The sequence below is a fragment of the Clostridiales bacterium FE2011 genome, from assembly GCA_017569305.1.
GTDB lineage: Bacteria > Bacillota > Clostridia > Christensenellales > Aristaeellaceae > Aristaeella.
This window is the reverse complement of the sequence record CP069418.1, coordinates 2,264,238-2,277,764: the sequence shown is the minus strand read 5'-3', so window position 1 is coordinate 2,277,764 and position 13,527 is coordinate 2,264,238. Positions and strand designations below refer to the sequence as shown.

Here is a 13,527-nt window from a genome sequence, read left to right as displayed (position 1 = left end):
GTCCGTAAGGCATTGCGACCTTGCATTGCACTGGCAGGGTCTCTTTTGTTTTTCTCTTTTCAAGAAAAAAAGGTGAGTTCGAAGGTAACTTTACCTCCTACCTCCTCCCTCCTAACTCCTACCTTTTCTCAAATCCCATCCAGATACCGCACAGTACTCGGATACAGGAATCGCACTTCCGAGAACTGCGCGATATAGGGGATTTTGATCCGCATTTCGGAATACTCCGTGTCCATCCGGCGCAGGGGCTGGGTGAGGTTGAAGCAGATCCGGTCCACCCGGTTCATATAAACCACCATGCGGTCGGATCCGTTGCTGCCCACGCCGCCGCACCACTTGCAAGGGGAAATGGTCAGTTCCCCGCCCTGCTGCACAGACAGGTTGTTCTCCAGCACATAGGTCAGGATGGATCGTTCGGAGTCGTCGGAGACCTTGCGAGTCACCAGCTGGCCGAACTGTTCCACAGGGATCAGGATATGGTTCGGCAGGGCGTCGGAAGAGCAGTCGTTGTCCTTCCAGAGGGCGGAAATGGCCCGGTTGATATCCGCCAGGATTTCATCCGCCGTTTTGTTGTCCCAGGCCGTGTCCGTTCCGCCCGGGGTATGCGGTGCCGCGGAAGACCGGGTGATATTCGGGTTATTGCACAGGCCCGTGGAGGATACCTTGGTAAAGCCGGTATAAACGTTGCGGTCAATCAGCTTGTCGCAGTGCAGGCGGATGCCCTTGTTCAGGAAAGTTTCCGGATCCCGGCCGACCTGCAGCATCTTCTCCCGCTCCATGGTGGAGAAGGACATATATTCCGCGAAGTTGAAGGTCCGTGCCACCTGCTTGGACATGTCCGCCTGGATCACGGGAATGTCGTTGGCCGCCTCAAAGAAGAGGTTGTCGTCATCCCCGCCGGAGGAAGCATAGGACACGTCCACGGATGCAATGGATTCCAGCAGGCCTCCGCCGGTAATCACAGGCATGTCCCGGGGCCAGTCGGTCCCGGACAGCGGCTCCAGGATGGTGTCGTCCACCTTCTCCAGTTCCTTCATCAAGAAGGTATAGGAATCGTTCACCGCCAGGCGGCGGGGAGCGATCCGCGTCAGTTGATTCATGTAAAAACTCCTTTCGTGGCACATGCCAAATTCAGAATTCATAATTCATAATTCACAATTCATAATTTGTAGATACTCAACCCAGCCGGCATACACTTACAGGGTGTTGTACACTAATAATTCTGAATTCTTAATTCTGAATTCTGAATTAAATTATGTTTCTCTTGTTTACGACAACCTCGCAGCACATGGTTCCGCTGTTCCGGATCCGGACGTTCTCCAGCAGCACCGTGGAATCAGCCGCGCCCGCGGAAGCGGTCAGCGCTCCGTCGGATTTACGGATATAAACCTTGCCGCCGGTTGTGCCGCTGGCCGCCAGCGCAACGGTGACGCCGCCCCGGACCAGCACTTCCATCACGTCCCCCGGTTTCCAGCAGCCCGCCTGGGGATTGCCGGACTGATCCTGCGGATAGGTGTCCGGGGTCTTGTCCGCAATCCGGACCGCGAAGCCCAGGAAACTGCTGAAGTCCTGCGGGGAATCCGGATCGAAAGGAACCGCTCCGCCCGAGGCCAGGAAGACCGGAGTGCCGAAGGCAATCTCCCCTTCCCCCGCGTTCTTCACCGAGATCACAATATCGTCCACGGAGCGGGTGATTGCTCCGGGACTGCCGTTGCCAAAGACTGCCTGTACCTTACCCACGACGGTTTCCCTCCTTATAGCTGGCATTGCGTTTTTCCATGATCCGGCGTCCCAGGTCAGCGGACACGGGCGCTGTACGCCGCTGTGCCGAGGCCAGGGCCGCATAGACGCCGGACTTGTCCGCCCGGTTGTCCCCGGCGCGGCGGAGCCGGGCCGCGATATCCCCGGCAACCTTTTTCCGCATCCCACCGGGCATGCGGGCCAGCACCGGCTTCACGGCGGTCAGGGCGGCACGCAGCGCGTCCCCGGTCTGCAGGGTTTCCGGCAGCGGATTCTCCTCTTCCTCCTCAAGGATCACGGAGGCCACCGGATCCAGGATTTCCTCCATCACGGCGGCGATCTCTTCCGTGGCCGGATCTTCCGTTTCCAGGGCAGCCTGCTCCAGCGCCTCGCTGACAGCCTCTTCGGCGTCCTCATCCGCGGCGCTGTTCATTCCGCCCGCTTCCAGCAGAGCGATGATCCGGTCCAGGCGTTCCAGGACGCCGGTCAGTCCGCCTTCATCGATGATGATGTTCTTCGTTTCCTCCTGCGGTTCTTCCGCGGGTTCCTCCGCCGGAGCCTCCACCACCACCGTGCTTTCGCCGGCCTCCGGGGCGGTTTCACTTTCCGTTTCCGCGGGGTCGATCATCTCCTCAATGATCTCAGCGACGGTTTCAATGTCGCCGTCTTTGGCCATCCGGGCCAGTACTTTGGACAGGGATTTCTTCATGATGCTTTTTCTCCTTTCAATCACAGGTTTCTGATCTTTGATAGAAACGCGGGAACCGGCGCGGCCGGCATCCACAACCGCCACGTGATTCCCGCGGATCTTCCTCTGGATATATTGTCCGTTCTCCATACACAGCTCATAGGTATAGCCGCAGGAGATTTCCCGCTTTCCTTCCTCCAGGATCGCGGTGATCAGGGCCGGATCGGTAATGATCAGGTCCGCCAGCAGCAGGTCTGATTCTTCCCCGCTGCCCCGCCGGACGTTGTGGGCATGCCCCTTCTGCAAAGCCCTGATATTGGAAACATCCACCCCGTCGGGTGGATGATCATTGGTTACCGGCATTCCCTCAAAGGAAGCCATCGTAGACGGTGAGAACACCTCCTCTTCCGGCCGATACACAGGAATAAGCTCATTCTCGCCCGCAGGCGATAATTCTGAATTCTGAATTCTTAATTCTGAATTGGTATACTCTTGTATACCCGTCCGGGCAACGGGCACGTTAAGACACAGTAAATACCCTTCCGGTTCACGACGAGAGATGTTGTCAGACAATCTGGTTCCGTAATAGTGCAACTCCGCACCTCCTTTTTCGTGTTGCTGACCAGGACAAGGGGACGGTTCTTTTGTCCCGTTTTTCCTTTTTGTTGTCTTTGTGATATAATATCCGGGATTTCATTCTGTGATCAGAAAGGAAGCATTATGACTCAAAGACAGCGCAGCCTGATCGGCGGCATTTCCGTACTGGGTGTAGCCGGAATCATCTGCAAGGTCGTCGGCGTTCTGTTCCGGATCCCGCTGACGCATATCATCGGCACTGACGGGCTTGGCCTGTTCCAGCAGGTCATGCCAGCCTATAATCTTCTTTTGGCCATTACTTCCGCGGGTATTCCGGTTGCAATTTCCCGCATGGTTTCCCATTACGTCACCATCGGAGAACCCGGCAATGCCCGCCGTACATTTAAAGCGGCTCTGAAGCTGCTCACGATACTGGGTATTGTCTCCACCGTTATCCTGCTGCTCTTGTCCCGCCTAATTGCAACACTTGTTAAAACCCCTGAGGGCTACCTCAGCTATATGTGCATCGCTCCTTCCCTGTTCTTCGTCTGCGTCATGAGCGCTTACCGGGGATATATGCAGGGTATGCGCCGTATGATGCCTACTGCCATCAGCCAGCTGATTGAGCAGGTCGGCAAGGTTGCCGTGGCCCTGCCTTTAGCCGCCATCGGCTTCGCCCGAGGCGGTGAAGAAACGGGTTGGATCATGGGCAGCGCCGGTGCCCTGCTGGGCACTTCCCTGGCAGAATGCGTCGCCATGCTGTATATGATCATCCATGCCCACTTTGTGAAGCCCCTGCCTCCCCAGCCGAATGAAAAACCCGTATCCGGCCGCGAGCTGGCAAAACGCATCGTCCGTATTTCCATCCCGATCACGCTGGGTGCCTGTATCGTTCCCCTGGCTTCCACCATAGACTCCGCAATGCTCAAAAGCCTGATGATGGGCACAGGTATTCCTGATGATATTGCCGGCAGGCATTACGGCGTATACAGCGGTATCGTCATCACGATGATCAACGTACCCACCGCCGTCGCCATGGCCATGTCCACCAACCTGGTACCCTCCATCGCCTCCGGCCTGGCCCGGAAGGATATGAAATATGTGGCCCGGGAAGCCGGGATCGGCCTTCAGGTTGCCTCAGTGGTTGGCTTCCCCTGCTCCATCGGTATGAGCCTGCTGGCCAAGCCCATCGTCTACCTGCTTTATGGCAGCAATGCCAAGTTTACTCCTGAAGAACTGATGCTGGCCGGTAATCTGCTGGAGTTCTCCGCCATGACCATCATCCTGTTTACCATGGTGCAGGCAACTTCCGGCATCCTTCAGGGCGCTGGGAAGCAGAAAATTCCAATGCTGACCCTGGTTGCCGGTGTAGTCTGCAAAGTTATCCTGAATGCGATCCTGGTCAGCACTCCCGGCATCAGCATTCACGGTGCGCCCATTGCGTCCCTTGTCTGCTACACCGTATCCATGTTCCCGAACCTGTATTATGCCTGCAAGTATTCAGGCTACCGGTTTTCCATCCCGAACATCATTCTTAAGCCACTGGCCGCCACTGCCGTAATGGGCGTGGTTGTATGGGCAGTTTACAATTTCGTCTTCGGGGGCATACAGGGTATACTCTCGGCGGATTTCTTCAGGCGCCTGGTGATGGTTGCGATCTGTATCGCAGTCGGTGCTGTGGTCTATCTCATCGCTGCCATCCTTTTCAAGGCGATCAATCCCGACCATCTTCCCGCGCGTTTCCGCCCGAAGAAAAAGGCACAATAACCCTTCACTACACCTTGGTATATACCCCCAGTTCTTCTCCCCGCGTCTTGAGTTCCATGACGGCCTGTTCCCTTGTGAACAGGCCGCATTTATATCCCTCAATCACATCCCCGGACAGTTTCTGCACCAGCTCCGCCCTTTCGGCGGGGCTGCTTGTCATCACAGGCTCGAAGACAATCTCCAGGCTTTCCGGAACATAACCCCAGCAGGAGACTGCCATCACTGGCAGCAGCTTTTCCAGGGCCGGGCGCAGCTGCCTCTCCTGCAGGGAAGCGATCATGTCGTAATAGTTCCGCAGGTCTGATTCTCCGGTGGCGTTCATCCCCTGGGGCGAACGGCCGAACAGTCTGGTCGCCGGGATTTCTGCCGCACCGGCCATGTCCATCATGAACTGCTCATAGATCTCACTCAATCCCGTAAAGGAATAGGGATGATTCTCCAGGGAATCATCCCGGGAAAGCAGCTGGATGCCGAAGGAAGTCCGGAACCGGTTTTCCATCCCCATGGCGTATTCCACACTCTTTCGCTGTTCCTCTGTTCCGGCACCCAGGAGTTCGCCGAAGTCAGACATCTTCAGCGTGGTGATATTCGCCTGGAAGATCAGCTGGGCGATGTTGGCGGAAGCCGCGCTGCGCTTGAGCAGTTCATCCCGGATATGCTCCATTTCACTGGCACCCCAGAAGTTCTCCCGGATGGTTTCTCCCCTCGGCAGTTCCCTGCCGATAAAGCGCAGCACCCGGGAGTGATGCAGCCGCACCATACGATAGTTTTCCGTGTCCAGGTTCACGGTATAGTATTCCGGCAGGCCGAAATCCGGATCATCCAGGTCCGAAACCAGTTCCGCCGAGGGCTCGATTCCCTGTGCCCGGTCCAGCACCAGCAGGCCCTGAAAGCAGTCCGGCAGCAGCATCTCCTGCTCCAGCGGCTGATCCAGCCTTCCTTCCTCTCCCCGGATCACCATCAGGGCCAGCGATCCGCCATACAGCCGGGCCCAGCGCAGGGCATTGGTCAGCTCCTGCTTCACGCTGTGCCGGGCTTCCAGCCTGCGCAGGACGTGGATCTCTTCCGGATCCACGGAGGAGGAAAGCCGGTACCAGGCGCGGGTCATATCTTCCGACGGCGTATCAATAATCCGCTTCGTCAGCCAGGATTCCCGGTACATGGCCGTCAAAAGTTCCGGATCCGATGTCAGTCCGGATCGGAGAAACGTCCCGGACGAAAGCAGCGTCGAATCCTCTCCCAGAAACGCCGCCGCGTTGGCATAACCGTCTGCGCCGCGAACACGGCGATTTTTCAATTCACAATTCATAATTCATAATTATTCTCATGTTACCCACCACAGGGAAACACCCTCAACCGTAGACTCTATAGTATTTTTAAGTTTTCAGTTTTAAGTTTTCAGTATTCATTAACACGAAAGCGTCCCATGTTTTCGCTGTTTACCTGCGAAAACGGGACGCTTTCGTGTGACATAAGTATCTCACCGCGTCCATCGCGTGATCATGCACCTTCACCGGCCGCTCCTCCCCTTTCATCCTGGCCTTCTCATCCCACACATAGCTGTGAACCTCCCCCAGCAGGGCCGGACACCGGTTCCGCTCCACCCGGATCCGCCGGTTGCTGATGCATACCGCCGTGGTGGCGATGCCTTCCCGGACGTCGTTCTTCGCGTCCAGCACCCGGAAGCCCCGGTTCCGGAGTTCCGCCTTGAAACTGGCCGCGCTGGGATCCACAATGATCTGCGTGTTCCGGTCATTCCCCAGGAACTCCGCCAGGTCATTGGCGTATTCCGCGTCTGTTTTCTGGCGGCGTTTGGAGGTGGAATTCCAGTAATATTCCTTCATGATCCAGAAGGTTTTCCCGTCATCCCGCACATCCAGGAAAACGCAGGGATTCACCGTGCCGTAGTCCACCGCGCAGAAGCGGCGCATATCCCGGAATGGCAGCGCCTCCGGATCCCGTTCTCCTTCGATAAAGGTATTCTCCCTGTCATCCCACATGGGATAGACCGCGCCCTCCGCGCTGACCCATTCACCCAGGATATACTGGCGGTAAAAAACCCCGGTAAAGCTCCGGGCATAGCTCTGCCGGATTTCCGGAGACAGGGTCAGGTTATCGTCCATGGTGAAGTGCAGCCGGTACAGGCCCAGTTCCTCCGCCCGGTCGATAAAGTCTGTCTTGATATAGTGCCAGGCGCCGTTGGGATTGCAGTTCAGGAAGATCCGGCTGCCCTCCACGGAGCAGCGGCCGATCATCTGGTCGATAAAGGAGCGGGGAAACAGGGCCGCCTCATCCGCGTAGGCGCCGGCGGCCGTCATACCCTGCAGCTTATCCTGGGCGTTATCCTTATCCGCGCCGAAGAGATAATAGCTGTTCTTCCCGATGATCACCCGTGCTTCCCCGCGCTTCCATTCATACGCGATGCCGAGGGTCTCCAGCATGGAAAGCATCGGTCCTAACACATTGCGCACCAGCGCTCCGGAGGTGACCCCGGCCATGATAAAGTCCTTCCCGCTGAAGCAGGTCAGGCTCCAGAGCAGGAAGGACAGGATCATGGCTACGGTTTTGCCGCTGCGGATGGCGCCATCCGCCAATACGATGCGCCGGTCTTCCACGCCGGAACCCGGCCGCCACCAGTTCAGCAGCTGGCTCTGCTTGCGGGAGAAGGGCTGAAAATGAAAGCTCAAGCCTCTTCACCGCCCTCTTCCGCTTCCCCGTACAGTTCCTTCATTGTCTCAGTGGAGGGCGTCACCGCGGTCGTCAGCAGGCGGATTGCGTTCTCGGCGTCATCCCGAGGATCCACGCCCGCGCCGGGCAGGAACCGGTTGTACTGCTGGCTGATGATGGTGGCGCTTTTCTTCAGCTGGTCAAAGCTGGCCCGCCGGATGGCAATGAGGCCGTCCTTGCGGATCATGGGAATCATCTCCGCCAGCGGACGGCGGTAGATCTTCCGGCACCAGCTTTCCAGCTTCTTTTCTGTGGTTCCGATATAGCCCAGGATTTCCTCCGTTGTGCACTGGAGCGCCGCCAGTTCCTCAAAAAGATCCTTTGTCAGTTCACGGCGCAGGCCGCACAGGGTTGTGGTCGTCTCCGGCATCCTTCTCCTCCTCAACCAAAACAGCCCCGGCATTGCTGCCGGAGCCGTAAACATATTTTTCTATCTTAAGGATAATCCCGAAGTCTACTGTTTTTCAAGTCTCACACAGCTATCCTTTTACTCTCCTCCAGAAAAAAACGCTGTCCCGTTTGTGGGACAGTGTGCTGTTTTTCTGTTGCTTAATAGGTCAGCGTCAGGTCGTTTGCGTTGAAGAAGAGGAATGTCCTGTAATAGGAATCCTGCTCTTCGCCGCTCCGGAAGATGATGCCCGGAAGCGGATTGTTCTGCTTATCGGGGCTGATGTAGCGGGCGGTGCGCTTTTCGCACATCAGGATCCGGGTGCCTTCCTGCAGGGTGCCGCGGTTGCCCTTCCGGTCCGTCGGCATGACGCCGGAGGTGTTGCTGTAAACGGCAATGCAGTATCCGTAGGTGACGGCCTCTGACAGGCTCAGCGTCCAGTAGGGGGCGGTGACGAAATGGATCACGTCAATCCATGTCTGCTCAAAGGTGTCCAGGCGGACTACCTGCAGGTGGCCGCTGAACTTGTGTCCCCTCTCTTCCTTAATCTGCTGATCTGTAACCAGCACCGGCGTCTTATGCGCCACGGCACCGACGACTTTCCACTTCGTGCCCTCCTGCCCGTACAATGGCAGCATCCAGGGCGTCTCTGTAAAGGTATTGAAGCGGCTGACCTCCCAGCCGGTCTGCAGGGCTACATATCCGACGGTTCCCCGGTAATCCGGTTCCACCCCGGCCACGTCCGGGTTCCCCCGGCCCAGCACTTCCGGCGCTTTCCGCGGCTGGATCGAATTTCCCTCCGCGTCTGTGAGATTCAGCATCGAAACAGCGCTGTTTGCCAGCATCAGATCAACGTCCGCCTGGTCCGCCTTCACGGGTACAGGCAGGCAAACGGACACAAGCAGCGTTGCCAGCAGCGCCAGCGCTGCCGCCCTGCGGACGTCCGTTCCTATGGTTGATCTCACGGCTTTTCCTCCTTATGCTAAACCGTTGAAAGAAGTGAATGGATGTCTCAAATCAATCCGTCTATGTCACTGAAAGAGCATGTGCATGTAACTGTGTAAGGTATTATAACACCAATTGTACGGTTTGTCACGTATAAGTCAAGAAAAGCTATTGGAAACAAAGGGGTTGTTATTTATGTCACAATATAATATGAATTAGGGTTCAATCGCTATCTCACATCCATCATTTAGTTCACGATCCCAATTTGAAATAATGTTTGCAGAATCTATCAATCCATCCGTTACAATCCAATACTGTTCATTCCCGGGTATAACCTTTACTTCAATTAATCTTGCTCTATCTATTCTCTTATTTCCATTCCATATATTTTCGGCAATGTATAAACATGAATCCGATACAAATGCATACGAGGGAACTAGCAAGCCACTAGCCGGTGACAAATATTCTAGTTTGAGAGTATCGGATAATAACAGTGGAAAGTTTTCATCCTCATTTGACACTGCAAACATGACTTCTGTGCCTTCTGCAGATTGTTTCATACTATCTATTTCTATAGAAACTCGTTTCTCTAAATCATCCACTATGATTAATGGATTTATAACGGATTCCAGTTCTTCTACAGAAACATCCAACCATATCACAAATTGCAAAGTAGAATCGCTTGGTATTATTTCCCATGCGTTTCCCTTCCATCCAAGAAGATGGCCTGATATAGGAGAACGTATTTCTCCATTATTATCTTTTATGTTTTTCAGTTCATCCCTCTTCATTTCTATTTGATCTAGTTTGTATTGAAGAATATCATAAGTTGTACCTTGATAAATTCCTTCATTTTCCATAAGCTGTAGTCTTTCTTGAATGAATTCATACCTCAACTCAAGTTCATCAACGTCTTGTTTGGACAATTGATCTCCTTCTTCCTTTTCTTTTTTTATTCCTTCACATTCTTTTTGTAGTTGTAATACTTCTTTTCTATATGCTTGAGAAAATGATAGCAAATCATCTTTTGCCTGAGCATATTGTTCTTCTACAACAATTAGTTCATCTTCAATACTGCTTATATCATATCGCATCAATACTTCTTCTTCCTGAATAGATCTTGCTTCCTCATTAATATATATTGGTGATAAAACATCTATCACTTTAGGTGGTGCAATAGATATCTTATTCTCCGATCGAATATCAACATCAAGTATATCCGCGTAACACTTAAGGCTTCCAGTGCGTGGATTAATTAGTTTAACCTTTGGAAGCAACCAATAATGAATTGAACTCCCGGCAATTGTAAAGAATAGGATAATGCAAATAAAACAAATGATAACCTTCACTTTTGCTTTCATTTGACAGATGAAGCCTCCATCATCATATTAATATCTTCATGCGATAACCAATATGCTAAAATGGCTGGAATCATAAACAATACTGCACCTGACCACACCGGAACCCCACCATTATCCTTAGCTCCACTGAGCAGAAGAGAAAGAGGGTATTTTGTTTTATCTGATAGTAAGATTAACGGCTGTTCAATCATGTTCCAACTTTCAGTAAAAGAAATCAGTAGCAAAACAAATATAAACGGTTTCAGACAAGGAACAATTATATGCCACATAATAGTCCATATATTTCCTGTTTCTATACGTGCTGCCTCCATCAGTTCATCAGGAAACATATGAAATGCAAACATCAATAAACATACACCAAGCGGAGAAAACATCATTGGAAACAAAAGGCTTAACCAATTATTATATATTCCGATTGTTCTACATAAAATATACACAGGCACAAGCAGTACTTGCTGAGGTAAAACTAGTGCCAGAAGGAATATCCACCGTATAACCCGTCTTCCCCGAAACTGTATTTTGGAAAGCACATAACTAGCAGGTATTGCCATTATCGCCTGTAATATAGTTATACAAGAAGATAAGAAGAAAGAATTCCAAAAAGATTGTAAATACTTTGAGTTATCAACCAACAGAGTATAATATTGAGTTAATGATAATACTGGCGGGATCCATAGAAAACCAGATATATTTATATTAGACAATTCCTGATCCCTAACAAATGATAAAATTACGGTTTCCCAGACTGGCAGCATAAGAGACAATCCAATCAGCACTGCAATCAAGGACTTTATCCACTCAACAATACATTTTTTCATCTCTTCATTTTCCTCCATATCACAGACATGGCAAAAATCAATACGAGAACAAAGGCTAATTCTATCAAAGTCGCAGCAGATAAAAGTGGATAATTATGTTTCTGAAAATGATGATTCAAATAATGTTGTAGTAGATAGACATCAGTTGTTGGATAATCGCCAAAAAGTATATATGATTCTCTATACAATCTCTGACTTTGTATTAGAATATACACCAACATAAAAAGCAACGACGGACCCATCTGCGGAAAAACCACCCAATAATATCGCTGGACAAATGTAGCTCCATCCATTTGTGCCGCCTCCTCTTGATGAGGATCTAATGCTGCAAAGCCAACTAGCATTATGGAAGCCGGAATTCCAAGTGATTTCCAGGTCGCCATTGCTAATAATGCTAAATGATTGGTATAAGATATTTGTGGAATAATTAGCCATGTATTTCCCAACGCCGCGGATGGAACAAAAACCATAAGAAGCAATATGATATGCAACCATGAAAAATCTCTATTTTCCCGAATAAATACAGATATCGGTATAACCAATATAAAAACCGAAAAAACCATTTCAAACATAATAGATATCATGTTTATACTAGCTATGCTAAAATAGCGTCCTTGTATCACCTGAAGAAAATTCAGTGCTCCTGCAAAAGAATGATTAAAAGAAGTTTGCCAAAATGCTGATCGAAAAATATATTCAAATGGCAGAATATAAAAAGCTATAAAGCCACCCAAAGCTGGCAACATCATATATATATCTCGTCGTGGATAGACATGGTTCATTTTTCTATGTTGGCAATTAGTCCTCATGATCAAAAGCCTTTCCAGACAACACAATCTGTAACAAACTTAATGGAATAATACCTGTTTTAGGAACATCATTATCGAAGAAATATCGACCATGTATTATACGAAGTGTTCTTGATTCTGAAGCATCCTATTTTTTAATCATATATTTGCAGCTTTGCTTTCATGTATAGACAAAATAGTTTCTTTTCTTCATACCACAAAAAAGCAGCTGGCTCGCTGCTTTTATCATCATAAAACGCTTCATTTGATGAAATATTGGTTTGTTCAAATCTTCCTGTAATCTCTATTGTATGAATAGTACACATGGATAACCCCCAAAGAAATGCGACTGTCATCCATAAAACAACATATAGTCCTTTTTGTCTATTCATTAATCATCATATCCCAGATCGTATTCAATTTCTCTGCTAATTCATCGAAAGACATTTGTCCATCCTTATAATATCCGATATTGCTGTAAAAAACCTTCCACAATTCAGTAGTATTGCTTAGATATGGACATAAATATTGATGGAATTTCTGTATGTTTTCTATTGTTTGCAAACGAACATTCCCATTATAGAATACCGGCGATGCTATCGTTAAGTAGTGATTTGTATTCTCCAAAGTAACTTCCCATGTTAATTCACCCATCTCATTGGGAGAAAAATGATCGAAAGTAGATAACATATTTGGATCCATAATAATTTCGGCAGGCCACTCTTTAGCAAAGCATGTTTGAGGATCTGTATATGCTGCTTGTCCTATGTCAGATACAAGGAGCTGAAGAAATTGCTTTGTTTCCTCTTTAATCTGATCTGTTTTGGGCATACACCACACCTGATAAAATGCTAGATATCTTGGGTTTTCTTTATCGATTACCGGAGGTAGTAAATAGGAAGCATTTGTTTCTTCAACCTCTGCCTGCCAAATAATATCCGTCAAGGGAGAAAAGCAAGTAATCAATGTGCCCATATCATCCCCAAGAAGTGGAATCTGATTATAAGACATAACCGTTTCACTCGACCAGAAAGCAATAAAACTGTCTATCAAGCATTTAAACAAATCTGTCTGAAATCCACCAAGTGGCTCTGCGCACGATGAAATATATAATTCTATCATGTCCGGTATGAATGCACCATTCAACTGTTCATGCGATGAACCTATAATCAGGCCAAGCTCCCGATTACCATCATTATCTAAATCATACTGAGGATCTGCCAGAAGCGTAGCAAATTCGTCCCAAGTATAGGGCTCTTCAGGTTTACTACATTGAAGCAAATTAGCAACATCCTGATTCCATATCCATTGAAAATACTCAGCAGTATGTGGCAAAGCATAAACATGATTATTTATCTCATGAAGCTTGCGCATAGGTAAAAGGGTTTCCGGCCAATAATCAAAAATATGCTCTTCCTCAAGATCTACCAATGCATCCTGATAAGCCAGATAAAGCATTTCCTGATAAGAAACAATTAACAGATCAAGTCCACTCATACCGGACAACATTTGTACAGAAAGTTGTTCTGGATCCAAAAGATGATAAACAATAGTCCAATCTGGATTCTGCTCCAAAAACAGTTTTTCCACAGCAAAATTGTATTCACACCCTTCACGTCCTATTCCTATGTGAAGAATTTTCTCCTCATTGGTTTCTCCCACAGCTGTAATAGGAAAGAGTGAACAAAGCACAATACAAAACAGTCGTTGAAGCAATCTCCGCAATTGT

The 13,527-nt window shown here is 49.8% G+C and carries 13 protein-coding genes; 1 reads left to right on the top strand and 12 read right to left on the bottom strand.

Annotated elements, in window-relative coordinates; translation table 11 throughout:
- Positions 1–128: 128 nt before the first annotated feature.
- From JRC49_10260 to JRC49_10250, 3 genes are all read right to left on the bottom strand, one after another.
- Complete coding sequence (locus JRC49_10260) at positions 129–1,100, bottom strand: DUF2184 domain-containing protein (GenBank protein QTE70182.1); 972 nt, start codon at positions 1,098–1,100, stop codon at positions 129–131.
- A gap of 148 nt (positions 1,101–1,248) precedes the next feature.
- Positions 1,249–1,740 (bottom strand): hypothetical protein, encoded by a 492-nt coding sequence (locus JRC49_10255; GenBank protein QTE70181.1) that lies wholly within the window; start codon positions 1,738–1,740, stop codon positions 1,249–1,251.
- Positions 1,733–3,022: a DUF2213 domain-containing protein gene (locus tag JRC49_10250; protein QTE70180.1), complete on the bottom strand. Its 1,290-nt coding sequence runs from the start codon at positions 3,020–3,022 to the stop codon at positions 1,733–1,735. The genes JRC49_10255 and JRC49_10250 overlap by 8 nt, the downstream gene beginning before the upstream one ends.
- Before the next feature lie 126 nt (positions 3,023–3,148).
- On the opposite strand from JRC49_10250, the gene JRC49_10245 reads away from it, so the two are divergent.
- Complete coding sequence (locus JRC49_10245) at positions 3,149–4,771, top strand: polysaccharide biosynthesis protein (protein ID QTE70179.1); 1,623 nt, start codon at positions 3,149–3,151, stop codon at positions 4,769–4,771.
- A gap of 7 nt (positions 4,772–4,778) precedes the next feature.
- Here JRC49_10245 and JRC49_10240 read toward each other — a convergent pair whose 3' ends face one another.
- The 9 genes from JRC49_10240 to JRC49_10200 all read right to left on the bottom strand — a co-directional run bounded on the left by JRC49_10240 (position 4,779) and on the right by JRC49_10200 (position 13,490).
- Positions 4,779–6,080 carry a DUF1073 domain-containing protein gene (locus JRC49_10240; protein ID QTE70178.1) on the bottom strand — a complete coding sequence of 434 codons (1,302 nt, stop codon included), beginning with the start codon at positions 6,078–6,080 and terminating at the stop codon, positions 4,779–4,781.
- Positions 6,081–6,210: 130 nt separating this feature from the next.
- Entirely contained in the window at positions 6,211–7,458 is a 1,248-nt protein-coding gene (locus tag JRC49_10235; GenBank protein ID QTE70177.1) for a PBSX family phage terminase large subunit, read from the bottom strand.
- Complete coding sequence (locus JRC49_10230; GenBank protein ID QTE70176.1) at positions 7,455–7,868, bottom strand: hypothetical protein; 414 nt, start codon at positions 7,866–7,868, stop codon at positions 7,455–7,457. The genes JRC49_10235 and JRC49_10230 overlap by 4 nt, the downstream gene beginning before the upstream one ends.
- Positions 7,869–8,047: 179 nt before the next feature.
- Entirely contained in the window at positions 8,048–8,851 is an 804-nt protein-coding gene (locus tag JRC49_10225; GenBank protein QTE70175.1) for a hypothetical protein, read from the bottom strand.
- Positions 8,852–9,046: 195 nt separating this feature from the next.
- The gene (locus JRC49_10220) at positions 9,047–10,192 is read right to left on the bottom strand and encodes a hypothetical protein (protein QTE70174.1); all 1,146 of its coding nucleotides are present in this window, start codon (positions 10,190–10,192) and stop codon (positions 9,047–9,049) included.
- Positions 10,189–11,010, bottom strand: a complete 822-nt coding sequence (locus tag JRC49_10215) for a carbohydrate ABC transporter permease (GenBank protein ID QTE70173.1) — start codon at positions 11,008–11,010, stop codon at positions 10,189–10,191. The genes JRC49_10220 and JRC49_10215 overlap by 4 nt, the downstream gene beginning before the upstream one ends.
- Positions 11,007–11,759 (bottom strand): sugar ABC transporter permease, encoded by a 753-nt coding sequence (locus tag JRC49_10210; GenBank protein ID QTE70172.1) that lies wholly within the window; start codon positions 11,757–11,759, stop codon positions 11,007–11,009. Before JRC49_10210 ends, JRC49_10215 begins: the two co-directional genes overlap by 4 nt.
- Before the next feature lie 194 nt (positions 11,760–11,953).
- Entirely contained in the window at positions 11,954–12,190 is a 237-nt protein-coding gene (locus JRC49_10205) for a hypothetical protein (protein QTE70171.1), read from the bottom strand.
- Positions 12,183–13,490 (bottom strand): extracellular solute-binding protein, encoded by a 1,308-nt coding sequence (locus tag JRC49_10200; GenBank protein QTE70170.1) that lies wholly within the window; start codon positions 13,488–13,490, stop codon positions 12,183–12,185. The genes JRC49_10205 and JRC49_10200 overlap by 8 nt, the downstream gene beginning before the upstream one ends.
- Positions 13,491–13,527 lie beyond the last annotated feature (37 nt).